Here is a 21,306-nt window from a genome sequence, read left to right as displayed (position 1 = left end):
CGCCGGTACAAATCCGTGGTTGGCCTCAGACAGGATTATCGCTAGGCTCACGTTACGGATGCAACGATTGCCGGAGGGTGGTTTATGCATGATACTGAAGCCTGCTTTGCCGATTTCGACAACGCCGAGCTGCTTTCGAATGAGAATCTCTCACGGGTGCTGAAGGACCTTCCGCTCAAGGCCCAGGTGGTTCTTCGCGGCCTCGTTCACCTTGAGGCGGGCGCACTGGCGCTCGCTCTGCCCAATGGCCGCCGACTGCTGGTCAAGGGAAAGGTGGCGGGACCGTGCGCCACTGTCACTCTGCACAACTGGAACCTCCCGCACCGGGCCATCACCGGCGGCACCATCGGCGCTGCGGAAAGCTATATCGACGGTGACTGGGACAGCCCCGATGTCGGCGCCTTTCTCGAGCTTTTCCTTGTCAATGCTGACATAGGCAACCGCTTCCCGAACCGTGCGCGCGGCCTGATGCGGCTCGTGGAAAAGTTCCTCCACTGGCGCAATGCCAATACCAAGACGGGCGCTGAGCGCAACATCTCCGCCCATTACGACCTCGGCAACGCCTTCTACCGCGAATGGCTCGACCCGAGCATGACCTATTCGTCGGCGCTCTACGCCAGTGGCGCAAACGATCTGCAGGCAGCCCAGGCCGCCAAATACCGGGCGCTGGCCGAAGCCACCAATCTGCGTCCGGGCGACCACGTGCTCGAGATCGGGTGCGGCTGGGGCGGTTTTGCCGAATTTGCCGCAACCGAGATCGGCTGCAAGGTCACGGGCCTGACCATCAGCCGCGAGCAGCTCACATTTGCCCGAGAGCGCATGCACAAGGCCGGGATTGCCGATCGTGTCGAGCTGAAGTTCCAAGACTATCGGGAGGAAACCGGACGATACGACCGGATCGTGTCGATCGAAATGTTCGAGGCCGTCGGGGAAAGATTCTGGTCGACCTATTTTTCTCAACTGAAGCGGTGCCTGAAGCCCGGCGGCAAAGCCGGCCTCCAGATCATCACCATCAAGCCCGAAGCCTATGAGGAATACCGATCCAATCCGGACTTCATTCAGAAATATGTGTTCCCGGGAGGAATGCTGCCGACACGCGAGCATCTGGTCGACCTCGGGCGCAATGTCGGCCTGCGCATGATCAACGATTTCGGGTTCGGTAGCGACTATGCCCGCACACTCAGTGAATGGCGGCAACGCTTCTGGTCTGTCTGGAACAAGATCGAGCCGCTGGGCTTCGATCTGCGCTTCAAGCGGCTGTGGGAATTCTACTTCTACTACTGCGAAGCCGGTTTCCGCGCGCGAAACATCGATGTCCGGCAAATCGTCTTCGAATAGACCGATCCACCTGCAGGCTTTACCGTTCGCGCGACAACGCCTATGAGGCAACCGATCCAGATCTCTTCTTGAAGGTTCCTCATGCGTCTTGCATGGTTTTTCCTGGCGCTCGCCATCGCAACCGAAGTGGCGGGCCTGACGGCGATGAAGGCCGCATCGGCCAGTGGCTCCTACGTCGGCCACGTGGTGATGTACGTCTCCATCGCGCTTTCCTACGTCTTCCTGGCAAAGGCCGTGAAGACCATCTCAGTCGGCGTTGCCTATGCCATCTGGGAGGGATCAGGCGTCGCGATCATCACGCTCGTTTCGGTGTTCGTGTTCGGCCACGTTCTGACCGGCCGGGAAATGCTGGGCCTGTCGATGGCGGTCGCCGGTATCCTGCTCGTCAATGCCGGCGAACACCGCGAAGAGGAAGCACCGGCCACCGAAGGAGCCGTCGATGAGCGCGCCTAGCATCTACTTCGTCTTTGCCGTCATCGCGGGCATTCTCGACATCGCCGCCAATCTGGCCTCGACCAAATCCAATGGCTTTGCGCGCCGCGGATGGGGAGTACTTTCCATCGTTCTCGTGCTTGCCGCCTTTGCCTTCCTCGCTGAAGCCGTCAAGGGCATGGAACTTGCCATCGCCTATGCGGTTCTCGGCGCAACCGGAATTTTCGGCACGGCGATCTGTGGCCGCCTGCTTTTCGGCCAGAAGCTCAAGCCGATCGGCTGGGTCGGCCTCGCGCTCATCTTCGGCGCAGTGCTGGTGCTTCACACGGCCTGATGCGGCCGGTTCTCGGCGCTGGCGTGTTTCGTCGTCGCCACTGCCGGTGCTACGCCTTGGCGCGTCAACCGGTCGACCAGCGCGAAGTATGCACCGTAGGGCAGCCATCGTGACAGTCTTGCCACGGCGTTCGTGCGTTTCGACAAGTTGATTTCGAAATGTGTCGACTTCAAACCTGCAACGATATGCTCGGCGGCCTCGTCAACGTTGACCACGCCGGCGGCTGGAAACCCAAGACGAGACGATCCGCTCGCCTCGACGAGCCCCAGGCTGATGACTTGCAGGCGAATCCCGATCCGGTCCAGGTCCAACTTCAGGCTCTCCGCCATGTTAATGAGAGCCGCCTTCGTCGCACCATAGGCGGCGTTGCCCGGCAAGCCGCCATAACCGGCCGCTCCCGACATGACGGCGATATGGCCATGCCCCCTCGACTTCATGTGGGCCACGGCCGGCAACAGACAGTTGACGACCCCGTTAACGTTGACCGCAAAGCTACGCTCGAACGCCTCGCGATGCAGGTCGTCGCCTCGAACGGGCACCGTCACATCCGCAGCAAATACGGCCAGCGACAGATCGCCATGGTCGTATTCGATCGACGCGAGCACACGCTCCATGTCCTGAGGGTCGGTGACATCGCCGTCGAGAACGATGATGCGACCGTCAGGAGCAGCTTCCTGTTGCAAGGCCACCAGTTTGGCGTGATTTCTTGATGTCACGACAACCGAATATCCGCCGCGAACCAACCGCAGAGCCAGCGCTCGGCCTATTCCCGTACTCGCGCCCGTTACCCAGGCCAGCCCATGCTCGGAATTCATCTTGTGCATACTCATTGCCCATACCTCGGCACGCACCCACCCGGTGCACGCTCAACTCAAGGGGCCGAGAAACCTGACACCCCGGCCCAGACCAACCCCCTCCAATATCCAGCGCACACCCAGAGCTGCCTCAACCCTAAGCTTTCCCCTTGAAGACGTTTTTTGTTCGGGACAGGGCAGCGGTGAAACGCTATTTCTTGCCTGGGAAGCAGGCTGAGCCGAAAACACGCCAATATTTCGGCGATCCGGCGTCGTTCTCAATGTTCGCCGGCCACTCGGCGTTTTTCTTCGGTAACGCGGCCCGCTTCGGGGGTCGTTCTCAAGCACGAGGTTCTGCAAATGGCCATTCTTCCGTCCGTTCTTGAAGCAATCGGCAATACGCCCCTGATCCGGCTGAAGACCGTTTCCGACGCGACCGGCTGCACCATCCTCGGCAAGGCGGAGTTTCTCAATCCGGGACAGTCGGTGAAAGATCGCGCCGCACTCTGGATCATCCGCGAGGCGGAAAAGGCGGGGCAATTGAAGCCGGGCGGCGTTATCGTCGAAGGCACGGCCGGCAATACCGGCATCGGCCTGGCGCTTGTCGCCCAGGCGCTCGGCTATCGAACCGTCATCGTCATTCCGGAAACCCAGAGCCAGGAGAAGAAGGATGCCTTGCGCCTTCTTGGCGCCGAGCTCGTCGAAGTGCCGGCGGTGCCCTACAAGAACCCGAACAATTACGTGAAGATCTCCGGGCGCCTGGCCGCAGAACTCGCCAAGACGGAGCCGAACGGCGCGATCTGGGCCAACCAGTTCGACAATGTCGCCAACCGTGACGCGCACATCGCGACGACTGCGCCCGAAATCTGGCGGGATACGGACGGCAAGGTCGACGGTTTCATCTGCGCGGTCGGCTCCGGCGGCACGCTTGCCGGCGTGGCACAAGGCCTGCGGGCGAAAAACCCCGCCATCAAGATCGGCCTTGCCGATCCGGATGGTGCCGCACTCTACAATTACTACGCACATGGCGAGTTGAAGGCGAGCGGAAGCTCCATCACCGAAGGTATCGGCCAGGGCCGCATTACCGCCAATCTCGAAGGCTTCACGCCCGATTTCTCCTATCAGATCCCCGATTCCGAAGCCGTACCGCTGGTCTTCGACCTGATCGAGCGCGAAGGCATCTGCGTCGGTGGCTCGACGGGCATCAACATCGCAGGCGCTGTCCGGCTCGCCAAGGAGCTCGGCCCGGGACATACGATCGTGACGATCCTTTGCGACTATGGTAACCGCTATCAATCGAAACTCTTCAACCCGGACTTCCTGGCCTCGAAGGGCCTGCCTGTTCCGGCCTGGTTGAAGGGATCTTCAAGCATCACCGTTCCATACGAATCAGTCGGATAAGATTTGCGATGACCAAGACCGTGACTGCCCTCTTCCGCGAAGATTTCTATCTCTCGACTTGCGAAGCAAGTGTCACCGGAATTCTGGAGGATGGCGGGATCGAGCTTGATCAGACCTGCTTTTATGCCACGTCGGGCGGACAGCCTGGCGATAGCGGCTTCCTGGAGCGCAGCGACGGCAGCCGCATCGACATCGCGGTTGCCCGCCACGGCGCCACCAAGGACGTCATCATCCACATGCCGGCGGAGGGACAGCCCGCTCCAGCCGTCGGTGAAAAGCTCGTCCTGCATATCGACTGGCCGCGCCGTTACCGGCTGATGCGCATGCACACGGCCTGCCATCTGCTTTCCGTCGTCTGCCCCTTCCCGATCACGGGCGCTGCCGTCGGCGAGGACGAAAGTCGCGTCGATTTCGACATGAGCGAAACGATCGACAAGGACGAGGTGACGGCGGCGCTCCAGAAACTCATCGACGAGAATCACCCGGTCTATCTGCAGTGGATCACCGACGAGGAGCTCGCGTCCAACCCCGGCATCGTCAAATCTAAGAATGTACGTCCGCCCGTCGGGCTCGGCCGCGTCAGCCTTGTCTGCATCGGCGAGAATTCGGCGATCGACAGCCAGCCTTGCGGCGGCACGCATGTGTCGGAAACCCAGGAGGTCGGCGCGATCCACATCGCCAAGATCGAGAAGAAGGGCAAGGAAAACCGTCGCTTCCGCATCCGCTTCGGGACTGCAGACGACCGCCAGGCAATCTGAACAGGAGATACGACCATGACCAACAACAACAACAAAAGCGCTTTCGTCGTTTCTCCGGACTGGCTGCAACAGCGGCTCGACGACCCCTCCGTCCGCATTCTCGATGCCGCCTGGTACCTGCCCGCCCAGAACCGAAATCCGAAAGCGGAATATGATGCTGGCCATATCCCTGGCGCCGTGTTCTTCGACCAGGATGCGATCGCCGACCACACCAGCGGTCTGCCGCACACGCTGCCGACGCCCGAGGCCTTCGCCAAGGCTGTCGGCGCACTCGGCGTCAGCGAGACCGATACGATCGTCGTCTATGACGGCCCGGGTATCATGACCGCGCCGCGGGTTTGGTGGATGCTACGCATCATGGGTGCAAAGGACGTCTACGTGCTCGATGGCGGCATGGACGGCTGGAAGAAGGAAGGACGCCCGGTCACAACTAACGTTCCCTCGCCTACGCCTGTTACGTTCAATGTCGCGTTCACGCCCGAAGCAGTGACGTCATTCGAGCGCATGAAAGACATCGTCAACTCAGGCACGATCCAGATTGCCGATGCGAGAGGCGCGGGACGCTTTCTCGGCGTGGAAGCTGAGCCGCGCGCAGGAATGCGCTCGGGGCACATGCCGGGTGCGCACAGCCTGCCATCCACCACTTTTTCAGAGAACGGCAAGTTCAAGGATCTCGAGACGCTGCGCAAGACGTTTGCCGACGCCGGCGTCGACCTTTCCAAGCCCGTGGTAACGACCTGCGGCTCGGGCGTTACGGCGGCGATCATCACGCTGGCGCTACATTCCCTCGGTCATACCGACAACACGCTCTACGACGGCTCCTGGTCGGAATGGGGCGGGCGTGCGGATACGACAGTCGTGACCGGCAGCGAGTGATATCATGCGCCCTCCCAAGCTCGCCTCATTGACCGCCCATGTCACCGAACTGGAAATGACCGCACCGCCCAAGCAGAGCTTGCCGATGCCGGTCAACATCCAGACGGCGATCCTTCGCGTGTCGGACATCCCGCTCAATTATTATCGGTTCCTCTATCTGCGCGTCGGCAAGCGCTGGCACTGGGCCGATCGCATCCGCATGAGCGATGACAAATTGGCCGCACTGCTTGCCGACAAAAGCACAAGCGTCACCGTGCTCTATATGAACGGTGCGCCTGCCGGCTTCTTCGAGCTTCACCAGGCCGAGGACGACGTCGTCGAACTTACCAATTTCGGGCTGATGGAGCATGCGCTTGGGCTTGGCCTCGGCAAATGGTTCCTGCTGCAGACGCTGTTTGCCGCCTGGACCCTGAATCCGAGCAAGGTGACGGTGACGACGAACAATCTCGATCACCCGCGCGCGCTCCAGCTCTATCAGCAATTCGGCTTCTCGCCGGTCGCGACCCGCGAAGCGACGATCGAACCACTAACGGACGAAGAGCTGCTGGCCTTCGCCAAGAACCTCTGACGTCTCCTCAGGCGCAAGTTCCGGGTGTCGCCGCCGCTTCGGTCGGAGCACTGTGTGTATCGAATGATCCCAATCGATCTGGAGATGCACCATGTCCCTACGCTATATTCCAATGCCGACCGATCAGGCCACAAGCCTGAGACAAGGCGGAACGGATGCCTATGGCAACCTGCCGGAACGACAGATATCCGATGGCGATGGCGTTCCTTGCCGGCATTGCCTTCGCAACGTGGAGGCCGGCGACGCCTATCTGGTCTTTGCGCTGCGGCCTTTCACGTCGCTGCAACCCTACGCGGAGACCGGTCCGGTTTTCATGCACGCCGACGAATGCCCCGCCTATGGCGGTCAGGCACAACCGCCGATCCTGACAACGAGCAAGGACTATCTGCTGCGCGGCTATGGCAGCAACGAACGCATTGTCTATGGCACCGGCGGAGTGATTCCGACCGAACAGCTCGAATCCCGCGCTCGCGACCTGCTCGCCATGCCTGAGGTGGCAAGCGTGCATGTGCGATCGGCGCGGAACAATTGTTATCAGTGCAGGATCGAAAACGCCTGAAGCGTCGGTCCGACTAAAGCCGGACCGACGCCGTGAGGGCTATCAGGCGACGTTGAGCACCGCTTCCGGCGCATAGGCATCGTAGCCGAGCGCCTCGGCAACGGGCGCGTTGGTCACACGTCCGCGGTGGATGTTGAGGCCCGCACGCAGGTGGCGATCTTCAGCAATGGCCTTCAGGCCGCGATCGGCCAATTGCAGGCCGTAATACAGCGTCGCATTGTTGAGCGCATGCGCCGATGTGACCGGAACAGCGCCGGGCATATTGGCGACGCAGTAGTGCACGATCCCTTCGACCTCGTAGGTCGGATCGGAATGGGAGGTTGCGTGCGATGTCTCGAAGCAGCCGCCCTGGTCGATCGCGACATCGACGATGACCGCGCCCTTCTTCATGCCCGTGAGCATTTCACGCGTCACGAGTTTCGGTGCGGCAGCGCCCGGAATGAGGACGGCACCGATGACGAGATCGGCGGAGAACACTTCATCCTCAAGTGCATCGATCGTGGAAAAGCGTGTATGAACGCGGCCGCCAAAGATATCGTCCAGCTGCCGCAGGCGCGGGATTGAGCGGTCTAGAATGCTGACATCGGCGCCAAGTCCGGCCGCCATTCTGGCCGCGTGCAGGCCAACGACGCCGCCGCCGATGATCGCGACCTTGGCGGGAAGCACGCCGGGCACGCCGCCCAGCAGAATGCCGCGGCCGCCATTGGCCTTCTGCAATGATGTTGCACCGGCCTGAATGGCGAGGCGACCCGCGACTTCCGACATCGGCGCCAGAAGCGGCAGACCACCACGCTCGTCGGTGACGGTTTCGTAGGCGATGGCAGTCACGCCCGAATTGATCAGGCCCTTGGTCTGCTCCGGATCCGGAGCCAGATGCAAATAGGTGTAGAGAATCTGGCCTTCGCGCAGTTGCACCCATTCGGATGGCTGCGGCTCCTTGACCTTGACGATCATGTCCGATTTTTCGAACACATCCTTTGCCGTCGCGACGATCTTCGCGCCAGCGGCGCGGTAGGTATCGTCATCCGCGCCGATCCCCGCTCCTGCCTTGGTCTCAACGATAACCTCGTGGCCGTGAGCGACATATTCACGTACCGACCCGGGGGTCAGGCCTACACGGTATTCATGGTTTTTGATTTCCTTCGGGCAACCGACACGCATCGAGCGTTCCTCTCCTGTTGTGGGCAATTTCGCCTCATTGACGCGCACCCAGCAAAACACGCAGCGAAACGAATGTCCTTGCAAAGATGCCCTTGCGAAGGCATCAATTTCGAAGAACATTGCGTAGATGATCGGACTATTGATGGAAAACACGAATGAGTGAACTTGATGCCATCGATCATGCGATTCTGCGCATTCTTCAGCAGAACGGTCGGATTTCCAATGCAGATCTCGCCGCCAAGGTCGGGTTGTCGCCATCGGCATGCTCAAGACGGGTCGATATCCTGGAGAAATCCGGCACCATCAGCGGTTATCATGCCCGCCTCGCCCACAAGGCGCTCGACTACCAGATCATGGTCATCGTGCACATTTCGCTATCGGGACAATTTGCCAAGACGCTGACCGAGTTCGAGGCGGCGGTGAAGCTCTGTCCCAATGTTCTCGTCTGTTACCTGATGTCGGGCGAATACGACTATATTCTCCGGGTCGCGGCCAAGGACCTTCAGGACTACGAGCGCATCCATCGGGACTGGCTCTCGGCCCTGCCCCATGTGGTCAAGATCAACTCCAGCTTCTCGCTGCGGGAAGTCATCGACCGGCCAAACGTCGGGATATGACCCGTAGCGCTAGCGGCCGACGACACAATCGCGGCCACCTCCCTTTGCCGCATAGAGCCTGAGATCGGCCTCGGACAAAAGGTGTGCGATCGCTGCGCCATCGTCAGGAGTGGAGGACAAGCCGATGCTGGCGGTTACAGGCGCATTGTCGGGGGTGAACACACCGGCGGATACGGCCAGCCGGATAGTCTCGGCATGCTTCAACGCGTCGGCATGCGACAATCCCGGACACAAGACGACGAACTCCTCGCCGCCGTAGCGAAACAACCGGTCGCCCTCGCGCAGGTTCGCCTTCATCACCTCCACCAGCTTCTGCAGGATGCGGTCACCTTCCTGGTGGCCGAAGCGGTCGTTGACGCCTTTAAAGTGATCGACGTCGATGATCAACAGGCTGACTGGAGCCTTCGAGGCCACAGCGGCACGCAGCATTTGCGGGCCTTCGATGTCGAAACGGCTGCGGTCGAGGCATCCCGTCAGCGTGTCCTGGCCAGAGCGCGAGAGCAGGTCTTCGTAGCGCTCACGGAAGGTCAGATCGTTGAAGATGTCGCCGAGCGGCCGGTCAGACATCGCAAGGAAAGGATGGCGCGAAACATTGAGGTAAACGCCAATCGCGATGGCGTAGAACGTGGCGGCCAGCATCTTGGCGATCCATCCGCCCCACAGCACTTCGGTGGGCGCATCGTTCAGCCAATGCAGGGCAGCAAAGAATGCCAACTGATCGAAGCTGAGGATCACAAGGCCGCAGATCAGGAACCGGACGGTTACGAAGCGGCGCAGCCATTTACCGAGACGCTCGTAGAGCAGGATAATCAGCAGGGTGTCGAGGTACAGAATCAGCGTCCCCCACACCATCAGAACGCCCATTTCGTCGATGAAGCCGATGTCGGCCGAGCGCCCTGAGACGATCGAAACCGTTTGGTGCTGGCGCAGCAGAAGGCTGAGGACGACCGTGAGGAAGTTGCCGGCAAGCAGGCCGTAGATCGGCTGGCGGACGGTCGCCGCATCCTCCTTCACATACAGCAGCAGGATAATCATGAGCTTTCCGGAGAAAAGCACGACCGACCCCGGCGAGACGATGCCGAACGGCAATTGCACGTAAAAGACCGCCGCCAGATAGGTCTCGATGAAATGCATCACACCCAATGCAGCGACGAAGACCCCGAGACCCAGCCGGGCACGGAGCTGCAACAGCCAGATCATCGCCGTGACGTAGACCAGCGCTTCGCCGATGAAAAGAATGAGATTGGCGTTGGGCATGCTCGTGAGGAAAATTTCCGGTTTCGCCACGCAAACCGTTAGGCCGAAAGCTTAAAGAAAACTCTACCTTGCCGACGGTCTGCACGGAATCGGCATGCGAGAATCAACTGCTTTGCGAAGTGTTGCCTTTGCGGCATAGTCGCGACCAACCCACCGTGGTTCGCATTCACAAGACGAAACCGCGGATTGCAATCAACCGAACTGCAATGACATCCATCAACGGAGGGCACGCATGCAATCGACGACATCCCCGTTCAACCTCTCGCGCCGCTCGCTTCTGTCGGGCGTCGTCGCCTCCTCGGCCCTCGTGATGCTTCATCCTTTTTCGGCGCGTGCGGCGGCCAACCAGGCGCACCTGCGCATAATGGAAACCACGGATCTCCACGTTCACGTCTTCCCCTACGACTACTACAGCGACAAGCCGAACGACACGCTGGGGCTTGCGCGCACGGCTTCCATCGTCGACGCCATCCGGGCAGAAGCAACCAACTCCATCCTGGTCGATAACGGTGACTTCCTGCAGGGAAATCCGATGGGCGACTACATCGCCTATCAGCGCGGCATGAAGGATGGCGACATCCATCCTGTTATCGCGGCGATGAACGTGCTCGGCTACGACTGCGGCACGCTCGGCAACCACGAATTCAACTATGGCCTCGATTTCATGTTCAAGGTGCTGAACGGCGCCAACTTCCCGCTCGTCTGCGCCAACCTGACGAAGGGCGCGCTTGCCGCCGATGCCCGCCAGGATCAACTGTTCCTCAAACCCTATGTCATTCTCGACCGCAAGGTGAAGGACGGTGCAGGCACCGAGCATGCGATCCGCGTCGGGCTCATCGGTTTCGTGCCGCCACAGATCATGAGCTGGGATGCGAAGCACCTGGAGGGCAAGGCCAATGCCCGCGATATCGTAAAGGCAGCGCAAGCCTGGGTTCCGCAGATGCGGGAGGAAGGTGCCGATATCGTCATCGCGCTTTCTCACTCTGGGATCGGCCAGCAGGACTACGCCGAAAATCTGGAAAACGCCTCCGTACCGCTGGCTGCGGTCGATGGCATCGACGCCATCGTCACTGGCCATAGCCACCTCGACTTCCCCGGTCCGAAGTTCGACAAGATTGCCGGCGTAGACAATGCCAAGGGGCTGATTTCGGGCAAGCCCGGCGTCATGGGCGGCTTCTGGGGTTCGCATCTCGGCCTGATCGATCTGCTCATCGAACGCGAAGGCGGCGCCTGGCGCGTCGTCAGTTCCACAAGTGAAGCGCGCCCGATCTATCGGCGCGAGGAAAAGAAGGTGATCGCCGAGGTCGCCGACAAGCCGGAGGTTCTGGCGGCGGCGCAAAAGGAGCACGAGGCAACACTTGCCTATGTCCGCACGCCGGTCGGCAAGAGCGCGGTGCCGCTCTACTCCTATTTCGCGTTGGTCGCCGACGACCCGTCGGTCCAGGTCGTCAGCCAGGCGCAGACCTGGTACATCAAGGACATGCTGAAGGACACGGAGCATAAGGACCTGCCCGTGCTTTCGGCGGCAGCGCCGTTCAAGGCCGGCGGCCGTGGAGGCGCCGACTATTACACCGACGTTCCGGCTGGTGACATCGCCATCAAGAACGTGGCAGACCTCTACCTTTATCCGAACACTGTGCAAGCCGTCGTCATCACCGGCGAGCAGGTGCGCAACTGGCTGGAGATGTCCGCCGGCATCTTCAACCAGGTCGAGGCCGGGGCCACGGACGTCGCACTGATCAACGGCGACTTCCCGTCCTACAACTTCGATGTCATCGACGGCGTCACCTATCAGATCGACCTTTCCGAGCCGCCGAAGTTCGACAAGGACGGTAACGAGATCAACCCATCGGCCAATCGCATCAAGAACTTGAGCTTCAATGGCCAACCGATTGAACCAGCGCAGAAATTTGTCGTTGCGACAAACAACTATCGCGCCGGTGGCGGCGGCCATTTCCCCGACATCGCTGCCGACAAGGTGGTCTTTGTGGCACCGGACACCAACCGCGACGTCGTGGTGCGCTACATCATCGACCAGGGAACCATCAATCCGGCGGCAGATGCCAACTGGACCTTCGTTCCGCTCGCCAATACCAGCGTCACCTTCGACAGTGGGCCGAAGGCGCGACAGTTCCTGTCGGAGGTCAAGGGCGTGACGATCGAGGATGCCGGCGAAGCGGCTGATGGATTTGCCCGTTTCCGCATCAAGCTCTGATCCCAAGCTCTGATCCAATGTGCCCCCGCAAGACGGGGGCACATTCTCACCAGCGCGAAACCTGCGTTTCGCTGCTGGCCGAACACGTCAACGCTCATGCGGGAGCGGCGAGTGGCTATCCGGTTGAAATGGGCGCGAGACTCTGACGATCAACATGATCTATCAGCGACAACAGACTGTATTGTCTTCATTTGTCGGGAAACGAGGCCGACGGTCTACAACTTGGAATCAGACCTGCCGCGAAGGGGCGTCATCGGCGAAAAGCGACGGTCCGGTCTGGTCGATGATCTGGCGTCCCTTGCGGAACGTCGCGTCGATCGCATCCTGCTCGGAGGTAAACAGATCGGCGCGGATAAAGCTGCGCACGAGAACGCCGCCCTCTGAGACCGTCTTCTCTATGCTGCCGGCCAGGCGAAACTGCGAGCCCTCACGCATCGGCGTCGCGCGGATCGTGCATTCCGCATACGCTTCGGTCTTGCCCGATGCGCTCTGAGCTTCGTTTTCGGTGGAGCCGGAACGGCCGAACAGTTTTGAGAAAAATGATGCCATGAGCAAGACTTAGACGCGACGGCGAAAGCTGTCAAAGCCAAAGTGTCGAGTTGACACTCTGGCTTTACTTCCGGTCCACCAACCGTCAGATGATCAGATTGGACAGGATCTCGTTCTCGGTGATGTCCTGATAACGCAGGCCGGCGGCGTCGAACCGCGACTTCAGGATCGGGAAATTCTCCGCATGCCTGGTCTCGATGCCGATAAGGATCGAGCCGAAATTGCGGGCCGACTTCTTCAGATACTCGAAGCGGGAGATATCGTCCTCATCTCCGAGCAGGTTGAGGAAGTCGCGCAAGGCGCCCGGACGCTGCGCCATGCGGAGGATGAAGTATTTCTTGAGCCCTGCGTGCCGCATAGCCCGTTCCTTGACGTCGGGCAGCCGCTCGAAGTCGAAATTTCCGCCGGATACGACCGCGACGACGGTCTTGCCATCCAGCTTGTCGCGCCCTATCGCTTCCAGCGCCGTGATCGACAGCGCGCCTGCGGGCTCGAGCACGACGCCTTCGACATTCAACATATCGATGATCGTCATGCAGATTGCGTTTTCCGGCAACAGCATGACCTGGTCGGCCGAGAAGCGCCGCAACGCTGCGAAATTCAAATCACCGATCCGCCCGACCGCTGCGCCATCGACGAAGTTATCGACCTGGTCGAGCGTGACGAGACTGCCGGTTTCAAGGCTTTGCCTGAGGCTCGGCGCGCCGGATGGTTCGCAGAAGACGAAATGGTCAGCGGCGACCTCGTCCTTCAGATAGCCGGTGACACCGGCCGACAGACCGCCGCCGCCGACGGGAAGCACGACAAGATCCGGCCTGACGCCTTCGGGCAGTTGCTCGGCGATTTCAGCGGCAACGGTTGCCTGTCCCTCGATGATGTCGAGGTGATCGAACGGCGGCACCATGACGCCATCGATCGTTTCGACATGGTCGCGGGCCGCCTTGTAGCATTGGTCGAAAATGTCGCCGACGAGACGGATGGTGATGAACTCGCCGCCGAACATGCGGGTCTTGTCGATCTTCTGCTGCGGCGTGGTCACGGGCATGAACACGACCCCGGGGACACTGAAGTGGCGGCAGACGAAGGCAAAGCCCTGGGCGTGGTTGCCGGCCGAGGCACATACGAAGGTCTTGCCTGTAGCGCCGGCGCCAAGCACCTTGCGGAAGAAATTGAAGGCGCCCCTGATCTTGTAGGAGCGAACCGGCGAAAGATCCTCACGTTTAAGGAAGATGTTGGCGCCGTAGCGGCCGCTCAGATGCTCGTTCAATTGCAGCGGCGTGGCCGGAAAAATATCGCGCATCGCCGTGGTTGCGTTGTCAACGTCCTGCTTCGTCACGTGAGGTCATCCATTGAGTTTGCCGATGGCAGCCGCTATTGCACATTGCAGCGCCTGAGGCCATCGCTTTGACACGAATCGCCCGGCGGGGGACAATGTTGCCGCCTCGCGCCTCGCCAGATCACGAAGTTTCATTCCAGGAAATCGAACGCTTGAACGCAACCCTGATCCGGCACGCCGTGCATATTGCGGCGATACTCGGCCTGTACCTCTCGCTGGCGATGCTCGTGCCTGCGATGGTCGATCTCTATTATGGCCATGCGGACTGGCAGATCTTTGCCGTCTCCGCCTTCATGGTAGGCGGCCTGTCGGCAGCGACGTTCATGGCAACGCGGATGGGACCGCCGCCGTTTTCGAAGAAGTTCGGGTTTCTGCTGGTCAATCTTCTCTGGGCGGTGTTTTCGGTCGTCGGCGCCATCCCGCTTTGGCTGTCTTCGCTGAAGCTCGACTTCGCGCAGGCTCTGTTCGAATCCGTCTCCGCCATCACCACCACCGGCTCGACCGTCATTGTCGGGCTCGACGATGCGCCGCCCGGGTTGCTCGTCTGGCGCTCGCTCTTGTGCTGGCTCGGCGGCATCGGCATCGTCGTGCTCGGCCTGTTCATCATCCCTTACCTCCGGGTGGGTGGCATGTCGTTCTTCAAAATGGAATCCTCCGACACCAGCGACAAGCCGTTCGCGCGGCTTGCAAGCTTCAGCCGCGCCTTCCTGCTCATCTATGTCTCGATCACGATCCTCTGTACGATCGGCTACAACATGACGGGCATGAACCGGTTCGACGCCATCAACCATGCGATGTCGACGGTGGCGACGGGCGGGTTTTCCACCCATGACGCATCCTTCGCCTATTTCGGCAGCATCCCGCTCCTGTGGACCGCGACGTTCTTCATGGCGCTCTGCAGCCTGCCGTTCTCGATCCTGATCGTGCTCGTCGTGCGTGGCCGCCTCGACGCGCTGCGCGACCCTCAGATCATCGTCTTCCTCGGATACCTCTCGGCGTTCTCGATCGCAGTCGCGATCTATCATCGCCTTGCCAATGGCGTCGAATTTCACCTGGCGCTCGCCCATTCCTTCTTCAACATCACGTCGATCCTGTCGACCAGCGGCTATGCCAGCGAGGACTATAGTCTGTGGGGACCGTTCGTCGTGATGGTCGCCTTCATCGCCACTTTCATGGGCGGCTGCTCCGGATCGACCGCAGGCGGCATCAAGGCCTATCGCTTCGTCGTCCTCTTCAACGCGATTGGCTCCGGCCTCAACAAACTCATCTATCCCAATGCGGTCTATGCCGTGCGCTACGGCAACAACACTGTTGATGCCGATACGCAGCGCGCCATCTTCCTTTTCTTCACCACCTATATCCTGCTGTGGGTGCTGGGCAGTCTCGGCATGGGTGCACTCGGATACGACTTCATTACCGCGACGTCGGCGGTGATCACCTGCCTTTCCAATGTCGGCCCTGGCCTTGGCAGCCTGATCGGCCCGGCCGGCAATTTTTCGACGCTCCAGGATCCCGAGCTTTATCTTCTATCGCTGATGATGCTGCTTGGTCGTCTGGAAGTGCTGACAGTGCTCGTTATCCTGACGCCGATCTTCTGGAAACATTGACCATCGCCGCGCCGGCCCTATCGTCTTGACTCGATGCTGCAAATGCCGAAAGTCGGATCAACCGGACAAAGGGGGGCGTCATGGCGATACATCGGTCACTGCTGGCGGTGCTGACCGCCGCAAGCATGCTCAGCATAAGCATCGAGACAATGGCCGGACCGCTCGTCGAGGCAGCCACCAAGGCGGAACAACTGGCAACCTCCGGCGACCCGGCCAAGGCGCGAGAACTCCTGCGGCAGGCAGTCGGCGACTTTTCACAGACCCTGCCCTTTTCCATCGGCAAAGCCGTCTTCATCAGCAAGGAACCGGCCGGCTACGCGATGTATGAACCGAAGGACGGAACGGTCTTCAAGACAGGGGAAGCCATCGTTTCCTATATCGAGCCAGTCGGACTGACCTGGAAGCAAGCGTCTGTCAAAGATAAGCTGGAAACACGCTTCACCGTCGATTTCGATATCCTCAATCCCGCCGGCAAGGTCCTCGCCGGCCAGAAGGCATTCGGCGATTTCACCTTCACCGGCTACCTCAGGAACCAGGAAATCTATTCGACCCTGACAATCGATGTTTCCGGAGCTCCGGCAGGCGACTACGTGCTGCGCTTCCACTTCAACGATATCAATAGCGGCAAGACGGCGACGATCGATCAGCCGTTCAAGATCGCCGGACAGTGAGACAATGCCCGACAGCATTACGACAATCGGCTTCGATGCCGACGATACGCTTTGGCAAAACGAACAGTTCTTTCGCCTGACCGAGGCGCGCTTCACTGACTTGCTCAAGGACCACGCCGACACGGAAAACCTGCCAGCACGGCTTCTGGCCGCGGAAAAGCGCAACCTCGGCCTCTACGGCTTCGGCATCAAGGGGTTCGTGTTGTCGATGATCGAGACAGCCGTCGAGGTCACGGACGGGCGGGTGCCGTCATCGGTCATTGCAGAGATTATCGCCGCAGGGCGCGAAATGCTGATCCACCCGGTCGAGCCGCTGCCGCATGTCAAGGAAACGCTCGAGGCTCTTCATGGCACTTTCCGGCTGGTGATTATCACCAAGGGTGACCTTTTCGACCAGGAGCGCAAGCTCGCCGCCTCCGGGCTCGGCGACTATTTCAACGCGGTCGAGATCGTCAGCGACAAAACCGTCGCCACCTATGATCGCATTTTCAGACACCACGGCGACGGCCCATCAAAAAGCCTGATGGTCGGCAACTCGCTGAAATCCGATATTGTGCCCGCGCTCGACGCCGGCAGCTGGGGAATCTATGTGCCGCATGCCCTCACCTGGGCGTTCGAACATCACGACAAGCCGGACAGCCATCCGCGTTTTCGCGAGATTATCGATCTCGGTGGACTGCCGGACGTGTTGCAGACACTGGGCGAGTAGCAGGCTCGCCACAAACGAAGTGGCAGCAAGCACATGCCCAGGCAGCAGCCCGACACCAACAGGCACGTCAACGCAACCATCAATTGTTGGCCGCGAGAGCGATTGCTCTTTTGCAGAATCGAGAAATGTGCAGGAGCCCTGAGGGAAACTTGATGGAGGACCAGCATGGCCCAACTCATCGGAGCCATCATAGTCATGACATTCACCAGCATCTTGATCGGGTGGATTATCAGGAAACTCTCGGACATGAGCATCTTTGCCTCTCGCCTTATCGGCTTGACGATCATGATGTTCGTTGCGCCGACGCTCTATTTTCTGGCGTCGGGCACTCCATACTTTCAGGCATTTTTCACCTACGGCCTTGGTGCCTTGATCGCGGGCGCAATCTTCTATTTCTCACGATCGAAGCGTCAGCCATCGTAGGGAACGCAAAAGGGCCGCTCCCGTCGATGTTGGGGCAACGTTCGCCCATGCGGTTGCGTGAGGGAAATTGCGGTGCGGATGGCTCGACGCCGCGGCAACATAAGCATCGATCGCATTGCTCGCGGAATCGCCGGGATCTGTGCTAAGGGCCGCCACCAACTGAAATTGAGGTGACCGACATGGCCGAGAATTGGGACAAGCCCGTAACCCTGGCCCTGGAGGGGCCGGGGAAATTTACAACCATCTCGAATACGACCGAAGCATCCTGGGCAATGATCGAAGACTGGCCGATCGAAGACAGTGCGGTCCTGACGCGGGCGCTTGATACATGTGCGGCGGTGATCGAGGGCAAGCAATCCGCCGAAACCGCCCGTCAGGCCTTCATCGATGCCGCGCGTGAGGCAGGCATTCCCATCCACGAATAATCCAACGTCTGCCGGCACGGGCAAGCGACAGCATGCTTTACTCGCCTGGTAAGACGCGCGGCGCTATCGGGTACCGTGGCGCCGAGCGTCTGATTCTGGCATCGGGTCGAGGTGACCCAAGGCGGATCGTAGAGCGCCGAATTGGAACAACGAGCCTCCACGGGGGTTGCTAGACTGAGCAAAGAACCGGAAACATAAGAATGCGAATCATCCTGTTGGTCATAGTCGCCTCCGTCATGAGCATACTTGCCTTCAAGTACGCCGATGGCGCTTTGGGAAATTCAGCGATCGTCGCAACGCCCGAAGAGCTTACGGGCGGTTAGTGGGCTTTCCGGCGCCCAACGGGCCGTACCTTGCCATCATGACCAGACTTTGCGCATTGCTTTCAAGGCAAATACGACGAGTGCTCCGCTTGGTCTGTTCACCACCGGATTTCGAGATGTCGATCCATCTTCAGCCGCCAGTGCGCCGAAACTTAATCGACACCGAAGCTGAAAATTGGTCGCGCCCACTCTCAAGCGACACCTAAAACATGTCGAACGAGGGGCGAACATCCATAGTACGAACCCGGTCTATTCCTCTCCCGCTACCCCATTTGAGGGAAGAACAATTGGTGAAAGCAGCGACGCTGCAGCATGTACGGGCGTTGTCGCGATCATCTTGGATATCGTTCGGAAACGTCGCTGCCCGTCGAAACTCTTCCTTCCGGATCCCGTGCTCAAGAAACGACAACCACCCGACCACCCATGAAGAATGACAAGCGGCGCGGCTATTCCGTCGGCACGTCAGGGCACTATTTTCCCTTCTCGACAGCATTTCGACAGGCTTCATTCAGCTTCAATTAAGCCTAATTCCCGAATAGTGGGGACAATCATAAATCGGGGAAATCTCTGGTGGCACTTCCTGGACCGGCTTTCATTCTCGCTCTCGTTGCTTTCATTGTCGTGGTGCCCCTTGCCGCCAAGAAAGCGGAACAGAGCCGGATGTATAACCACAGCATCACCACCAACTTCTGATCTTCACCCGTTGATCACGTCGAACGCGATTTGCATCATCTGCTCAAGCGTTTCGTAACCATTCCCTGACTTTCGCCGCCTCGACACGGTCGAAGTACGGCATCTGCCGTATGTCTCTGGATGACCGACCGTTCTACGCCAAGGCTCCCCGCTTGCTAACACTAGTGCGCCGGGTTCGAACCAAGAAGACTACCAATGAAAATCATCATTGTTGCGCTGGCCTCGCTCGCATTTGCAAGCTCTGCCTTTGCCGCTGCACCGTCGGCACCGGTCGAAAATTCAGCCCTGGCTAAGGCAAAGAACGAGATTGAACTGGCCGCTGGGCGGAGTCGCGATCTGCAAATCAGCACTTCGGGTAACCGGATCAACGCCCCAAGCCCGGCAAGCAAAAAATCGCGTTCCTAAGATACGGAAGGGCGGCTCTGGCCGCCCGCACGTCCTCCTGATCGTTCTCCAAAGCGCGCGCGTTTGCCACCGTGGGCAAGGCCCTGCCCAACCTCTTTGCATATGCCCGCCACAGGGCGGCACATCGACGTTACGATGTCTGAAGCCATCACCGAAAAATAGGTTATACGGGCCTTCCAAAACAGAGGAGCGCAAGGTACTGAAAACACTCAGTGCGGGCGTGGCGAAACTGGTAGACGCAAGAGACTTAAAATCTCTCGGCTTCGGCTGTGCGGGTTCGAGCCCCGCCGCCCGCACCAAGTCATGATCTGCTGGCGATTTTCCGCGCACGACAGGCCACACCCCCGTTCAACGAACGACTTGTGCAACGTCGCTTGGGATCGATTTGCCGCTCAGTGGTAGTAGAAGCAGTCGCATTCGGCCATGTGCGTATCGTCGTGCCACACCCTGACCGCCAGTTTCGTGCAGGCTCCCTTGTCCTCCAACCGCAGGCCCAGCAGCGAGACGGCTGCAGCCTTCGGATTGAGGGCATCGACTTCGATTGCTGATCCGACCTGTTGCACGCCGTTGCGGGCGGTCCAGGTGAAGATCTGAACGCTATAATGCTGCATTGAAAATCCTCCGCTAATGCCGACGCAGTGGACGCAATACTCTTGCAGATGCTGATATGGAACGGACCGCTCAATCGTCCGAAAAATCTGTCAACCGTCTTCGACGGTTGCCTCAGGTCGATCACCGCCGTCGGTATGCTCGAAGTGCCAGTTCCCTTTTTCGTCCTGGAAACTGATATCCTCGTCGTCGCCGCCGACCTGTTGTTCGGCTGCCGCGGCCTTGGCGGCCGCCAGCGCCAGTTCTCGGCTGGGAAAGGGTTCCGAAAAGGCGTCGGCTGCCTTGTAGGCCCAACCGCCGTCATGGGGAACGATGGAGTACGTGATGCGCGCCATGCTTCTCTCCCTGCACTCCGAAAGGCGATTCCGCCTTCCGCGGACCGTTGCCGCACGGCCCAATATTCCTCCTCGCCAATGGCATTCTCATGCCGAACGCGGCGGATAGTAACACAGGAACAGGCCAATAGGCCACTTTCGCGAATCAGAATGTGACAGGTTGTTACAAAACGAGAAAGCGGCCCTTTGCGATGGCCGCTTTCTTTGCGATCTTTCAAGACTTTTCCGTGGCTTAGGCCGACAGCTTCGTGGCGATCTTGGCGACGTGCGCACCCTGATAGCGAGCTGCATCAAGCTCGATCGCCGAAGGTTGGCGTGCACCGTCACCGCCGGTGATGGTCGATGCACCGTAGGGCGAACCGCCCTTTATTTCCTCAAGACCCATCTGGCCCTGGAAGGCATAGGGAAGACCGACGACGACCATGCCGTGGTGCATCAGGGTTGGGATAAAGCCGAGAATGGTCGATTCCTGGCCGCCGTGCTGCGTCGCCGACGACGTGAACACTGAACCGACCTTGCCGACCAGCTTGCCCTGGGCCCAAAGCGCGCCCGTCTGGTCGATGAAGTTACGCATCTGCGAGGCGACCGTGCCGTAGCGCGTGCCGGCGCCAAAAATGATGGCGTCGTAATCCGCCAGTTCGTCGACAGTTGCAATCGGTGCTGCCTGATCCACCTTGTAGTACGATGCCTTGGCAACGTCTTCCGGCACCAACTCAGGAACGCGCTTCACCACGACGTCGGCTCCTGCCGACTTGGCGCCTTCCGCCACTGCGTAGGCCATCGTTTCGATGTGCCCATATGCCGAATAGTAGAGAACGAGAACCTTGGCCATAAATGCTCCTTTGGATTCAGGCAATTCCGCTTGATTACCGTCGCGTGCAGGATTTATCAAAAAGCGTCCGGTTGCCAGA

The 21,306-nt window shown here is 59.8% G+C and carries 25 protein-coding genes and 1 tRNA gene; 18 read left to right on the top strand and 8 right to left on the bottom strand.

What is annotated here, in order from left to right; all coding sequences use genetic code 11:
• Positions 1–84 precede the first annotated feature (84 nt).
• The 3 genes from HT585_RS21285 (at position 85) to HT585_RS21275 (ending at position 2,104) form a co-directional block, all read left to right on the top strand.
• Complete coding sequence (locus HT585_RS21285) at positions 85–1,338, top strand: SAM-dependent methyltransferase (RefSeq protein WP_176354817.1); 1,254 nt, start codon at positions 85–87, stop codon at positions 1,336–1,338.
• Positions 1,339–1,419: 81 nt separating this feature from the next.
• On the top strand, positions 1,420–1,791 hold the full coding sequence (locus tag HT585_RS21280; RefSeq protein WP_176354816.1) for an SMR family transporter: 372 nt from the start codon (positions 1,420–1,422) through the stop codon (positions 1,789–1,791).
• Positions 1,778–2,104, top strand: coding sequence for an SMR family transporter (locus HT585_RS21275; RefSeq protein WP_176354815.1), 327 nt, complete (start codon positions 1,778–1,780; stop codon positions 2,102–2,104). Before HT585_RS21280 ends, HT585_RS21275 begins: the two co-directional genes overlap by 14 nt.
• Here the strand turns inward: HT585_RS21275 and HT585_RS21270 are convergent.
• The gene (locus tag HT585_RS21270; protein ID WP_176354814.1) at positions 2,092–2,934 is read right to left on the bottom strand and encodes an SDR family NAD(P)-dependent oxidoreductase; all 843 of its coding nucleotides are present in this window, start codon (positions 2,932–2,934) and stop codon (positions 2,092–2,094) included. The two genes, HT585_RS21275 and HT585_RS21270, sit on opposite strands and share 13 nt — an antisense overlap.
• Before the next feature lie 324 nt (positions 2,935–3,258).
• On the opposite strand from HT585_RS21270, the gene HT585_RS21265 reads away from it, so the two are divergent.
• The 5 genes from HT585_RS21265 to HT585_RS21245 all read left to right on the top strand — a co-directional run bounded on the left by HT585_RS21265 (position 3,259) and on the right by HT585_RS21245 (position 7,060).
• Positions 3,259–4,299, top strand: coding sequence for a cysteine synthase A (locus HT585_RS21265; RefSeq protein ID WP_176354813.1), 1,041 nt, complete (start codon positions 3,259–3,261; stop codon positions 4,297–4,299).
• Positions 4,300–4,307: 8 nt separating this feature from the next.
• Entirely contained in the window at positions 4,308–5,057 is a 750-nt protein-coding gene (locus HT585_RS21260) for an alanyl-tRNA editing protein (protein ID WP_176354812.1), read from the top strand.
• A 15-nt stretch (positions 5,058–5,072) separates the two neighbouring features.
• On the top strand, positions 5,073–5,933 hold the full coding sequence (sseA, locus tag HT585_RS21255; RefSeq protein WP_176354811.1) for a 3-mercaptopyruvate sulfurtransferase: 861 nt from the start codon (positions 5,073–5,075) through the stop codon (positions 5,931–5,933).
• Positions 5,934–5,937: 4 nt separating this feature from the next.
• Positions 5,938–6,501 carry a GNAT family N-acetyltransferase gene (locus tag HT585_RS21250; RefSeq protein WP_176354810.1) on the top strand — a complete coding sequence of 188 codons (564 nt, stop codon included), beginning with the start codon at positions 5,938–5,940 and terminating at the stop codon, positions 6,499–6,501.
• A gap of 91 nt (positions 6,502–6,592) precedes the next feature.
• Positions 6,593–7,060, top strand: a complete 468-nt coding sequence (locus tag HT585_RS21245) for a DUF1203 domain-containing protein (protein ID WP_176354809.1) — start codon at positions 6,593–6,595, stop codon at positions 7,058–7,060.
• 42 nt (positions 7,061–7,102) lie between these two features.
• Here HT585_RS21245 and ald read toward each other — a convergent pair whose 3' ends face one another.
• Positions 7,103–8,221 (bottom strand): alanine dehydrogenase, encoded by a 1,119-nt coding sequence (gene ald, locus HT585_RS21240; RefSeq protein WP_176354808.1) that lies wholly within the window; start codon positions 8,219–8,221, stop codon positions 7,103–7,105.
• Between the two features lie 155 nt (positions 8,222–8,376).
• On the opposite strand from ald, the gene HT585_RS21235 reads away from it, so the two are divergent.
• The gene (locus HT585_RS21235; protein ID WP_077503517.1) at positions 8,377–8,838 is read left to right on the top strand and encodes an Lrp/AsnC family transcriptional regulator; all 462 of its coding nucleotides are present in this window, start codon (positions 8,377–8,379) and stop codon (positions 8,836–8,838) included.
• A gap of 9 nt (positions 8,839–8,847) precedes the next feature.
• Here HT585_RS21235 and HT585_RS21230 read toward each other — a convergent pair whose 3' ends face one another.
• Positions 8,848–10,095, bottom strand: a complete 1,248-nt coding sequence (locus tag HT585_RS21230) for a GGDEF domain-containing protein (RefSeq protein ID WP_176354807.1) — start codon at positions 10,093–10,095, stop codon at positions 8,848–8,850.
• A gap of 232 nt (positions 10,096–10,327) precedes the next feature.
• Here HT585_RS21230 and HT585_RS21225 point away from each other — a divergent pair, with 232 nt between their 5' ends.
• Positions 10,328–12,310, top strand: coding sequence for a bifunctional 2',3'-cyclic-nucleotide 2'-phosphodiesterase/3'-nucleotidase (locus HT585_RS21225; protein WP_176354806.1), 1,983 nt, complete (start codon positions 10,328–10,330; stop codon positions 12,308–12,310).
• A 228-nt stretch (positions 12,311–12,538) separates the two neighbouring features.
• Here HT585_RS21225 and HT585_RS21220 read toward each other — a convergent pair whose 3' ends face one another.
• The gene (locus tag HT585_RS21220) at positions 12,539–12,859 is read right to left on the bottom strand and encodes an HlyU family transcriptional regulator (RefSeq protein WP_176354805.1); all 321 of its coding nucleotides are present in this window, start codon (positions 12,857–12,859) and stop codon (positions 12,539–12,541) included.
• 85 nt (positions 12,860–12,944) lie between these two features.
• Positions 12,945–14,195, bottom strand: coding sequence for a threonine ammonia-lyase (gene ilvA / locus HT585_RS21215; RefSeq protein ID WP_176354804.1), 1,251 nt, complete (start codon positions 14,193–14,195; stop codon positions 12,945–12,947).
• Positions 14,196–14,347: 152 nt separating this feature from the next.
• On the opposite strand from ilvA, the gene HT585_RS21210 reads away from it, so the two are divergent.
• The 8 genes from HT585_RS21210 to HT585_RS21180 all read left to right on the top strand — a co-directional run bounded on the left by HT585_RS21210 (position 14,348) and on the right by HT585_RS21180 (position 19,750).
• Entirely contained in the window at positions 14,348–15,802 is a 1,455-nt protein-coding gene (locus tag HT585_RS21210; protein ID WP_176354803.1) for a TrkH family potassium uptake protein, read from the top strand.
• Positions 15,803–15,882: 80 nt separating this feature from the next.
• Complete coding sequence (locus HT585_RS21205) at positions 15,883–16,473, top strand: hypothetical protein (RefSeq protein ID WP_176354802.1); 591 nt, start codon at positions 15,883–15,885, stop codon at positions 16,471–16,473.
• Positions 16,474–16,477: 4 nt separating this feature from the next.
• Entirely contained in the window at positions 16,478–17,182 is a 705-nt protein-coding gene (locus HT585_RS21200; protein ID WP_176354801.1) for an HAD family hydrolase, read from the top strand.
• Between the two features lie 165 nt (positions 17,183–17,347).
• Positions 17,348–17,605, top strand: coding sequence for a hypothetical protein (locus HT585_RS21195; RefSeq protein WP_176354800.1), 258 nt, complete (start codon positions 17,348–17,350; stop codon positions 17,603–17,605).
• 179 nt (positions 17,606–17,784) lie between these two features.
• Positions 17,785–18,030: a DUF982 domain-containing protein gene (locus HT585_RS21190; protein ID WP_176354848.1), complete on the top strand. Its 246-nt coding sequence runs from the start codon at positions 17,785–17,787 to the stop codon at positions 18,028–18,030.
• A gap of 893 nt (positions 18,031–18,923) precedes the next feature.
• The gene (locus tag HT585_RS32115; RefSeq protein ID WP_280938658.1) at positions 18,924–19,046 is read left to right on the top strand and encodes a hypothetical protein; all 123 of its coding nucleotides are present in this window, start codon (positions 18,924–18,926) and stop codon (positions 19,044–19,046) included.
• A 195-nt stretch (positions 19,047–19,241) separates the two neighbouring features.
• Positions 19,242–19,451, top strand: coding sequence for a hypothetical protein (locus HT585_RS21185; protein ID WP_176354799.1), 210 nt, complete (start codon positions 19,242–19,244; stop codon positions 19,449–19,451).
• 214 nt (positions 19,452–19,665) lie between these two features.
• Positions 19,666–19,750 (top strand) — tRNA-Leu (locus HT585_RS21180).
• A gap of 93 nt (positions 19,751–19,843) precedes the next feature.
• Here the strand turns inward: HT585_RS21180 and HT585_RS21175 are convergent.
• The 3 genes from HT585_RS21175 to wrbA form a co-directional block, all read right to left on the bottom strand.
• Complete coding sequence (locus HT585_RS21175; protein ID WP_077503508.1) at positions 19,844–20,062, bottom strand: hypothetical protein; 219 nt, start codon at positions 20,060–20,062, stop codon at positions 19,844–19,846.
• A 90-nt stretch (positions 20,063–20,152) separates the two neighbouring features.
• Positions 20,153–20,395: a DUF2188 domain-containing protein gene (locus tag HT585_RS21170; RefSeq protein WP_176354798.1), complete on the bottom strand. Its 243-nt coding sequence runs from the start codon at positions 20,393–20,395 to the stop codon at positions 20,153–20,155.
• Positions 20,396–20,627: 232 nt separating this feature from the next.
• Entirely contained in the window at positions 20,628–21,227 is a 600-nt protein-coding gene (wrbA, locus tag HT585_RS21165; protein WP_176354797.1) for an NAD(P)H:quinone oxidoreductase type IV, read from the bottom strand.
• Positions 21,228–21,306 lie beyond the last annotated feature (79 nt).

The organism is Ensifer oleiphilus (assembly GCF_013371465.1).
GTDB lineage: Bacteria > Pseudomonadota > Alphaproteobacteria > Rhizobiales > Rhizobiaceae > Ensifer > Ensifer oleiphilus.
This window is presented reverse-complemented; position numbering and strand designations above follow the sequence as displayed.

What these genes read in the sequence shown, in the direction of transcription:
- HT585_RS21285 (WP_176354817.1), top strand. Translation starts at nt 85, where the DNA reads ATGCATGATACTGAAGCCTGCTTTGCCGATTTCGACAACGCCGAGCTG.
- HT585_RS21280 (WP_176354816.1), top strand. Translation starts at nt 1,420, where the DNA reads ATGCGTCTTGCATGGTTTTTCCTGGCGCTCGCCATCGCAACCGAAGTG.
- HT585_RS21275 (WP_176354815.1), top strand. Translation starts at nt 1,778, where the DNA reads ATGAGCGCGCCTAGCATCTACTTCGTCTTTGCCGTCATCGCGGGCATT.
- HT585_RS21270 (WP_176354814.1), bottom strand. Translation starts at nt 2,934, where the DNA reads ATGAGTATGCACAAGATGAATTCCGAGCATGGGCTGGCCTGGGTAACG.
- HT585_RS21265 (WP_176354813.1), top strand. Translation starts at nt 3,259, where the DNA reads ATGGCCATTCTTCCGTCCGTTCTTGAAGCAATCGGCAATACGCCCCTG.
- HT585_RS21260 (WP_176354812.1), top strand. Translation starts at nt 4,308, where the DNA reads ATGACCAAGACCGTGACTGCCCTCTTCCGCGAAGATTTCTATCTCTCG.
- sseA (WP_176354811.1), top strand. Translation starts at nt 5,073, where the DNA reads ATGACCAACAACAACAACAAAAGCGCTTTCGTCGTTTCTCCGGACTGG.
- HT585_RS21250 (WP_176354810.1), top strand. Translation starts at nt 5,938, where the DNA reads ATGCGCCCTCCCAAGCTCGCCTCATTGACCGCCCATGTCACCGAACTG.
- HT585_RS21245 (WP_176354809.1), top strand. Translation starts at nt 6,593, where the DNA reads ATGTCCCTACGCTATATTCCAATGCCGACCGATCAGGCCACAAGCCTG.
- ald (WP_176354808.1), bottom strand. Translation starts at nt 8,221, where the DNA reads ATGCGTGTCGGTTGCCCGAAGGAAATCAAAAACCATGAATACCGTGTA.
- HT585_RS21235 (WP_077503517.1), top strand. Translation starts at nt 8,377, where the DNA reads ATGAGTGAACTTGATGCCATCGATCATGCGATTCTGCGCATTCTTCAG.
- HT585_RS21230 (WP_176354807.1), bottom strand. Translation starts at nt 10,095, where the DNA reads ATGCCCAACGCCAATCTCATTCTTTTCATCGGCGAAGCGCTGGTCTAC.
- HT585_RS21225 (WP_176354806.1), top strand. Translation starts at nt 10,328, where the DNA reads ATGCAATCGACGACATCCCCGTTCAACCTCTCGCGCCGCTCGCTTCTG.
- HT585_RS21220 (WP_176354805.1), bottom strand. Translation starts at nt 12,859, where the DNA reads ATGGCATCATTTTTCTCAAAACTGTTCGGCCGTTCCGGCTCCACCGAA.
- HT585_RS21205 (WP_176354802.1), top strand. Translation starts at nt 15,883, where the DNA reads ATGGCGATACATCGGTCACTGCTGGCGGTGCTGACCGCCGCAAGCATG.
- HT585_RS21200 (WP_176354801.1), top strand. Translation starts at nt 16,478, where the DNA reads ATGCCCGACAGCATTACGACAATCGGCTTCGATGCCGACGATACGCTT.
- HT585_RS21195 (WP_176354800.1), top strand. Translation starts at nt 17,348, where the DNA reads ATGGCCCAACTCATCGGAGCCATCATAGTCATGACATTCACCAGCATC.
- HT585_RS21190 (WP_176354848.1), top strand. Translation starts at nt 17,785, where the DNA reads ATGGCCGAGAATTGGGACAAGCCCGTAACCCTGGCCCTGGAGGGGCCG.
- HT585_RS21185 (WP_176354799.1), top strand. Translation starts at nt 19,242, where the DNA reads ATGAAAATCATCATTGTTGCGCTGGCCTCGCTCGCATTTGCAAGCTCT.
- HT585_RS21175 (WP_077503508.1), bottom strand. Translation starts at nt 20,062, where the DNA reads ATGCAGCATTATAGCGTTCAGATCTTCACCTGGACCGCCCGCAACGGC.
- HT585_RS21170 (WP_176354798.1), bottom strand. Translation starts at nt 20,395, where the DNA reads ATGGCGCGCATCACGTACTCCATCGTTCCCCATGACGGCGGTTGGGCC.
- wrbA (WP_176354797.1), bottom strand. Translation starts at nt 21,227, where the DNA reads ATGGCCAAGGTTCTCGTTCTCTACTATTCGGCATATGGGCACATCGAA.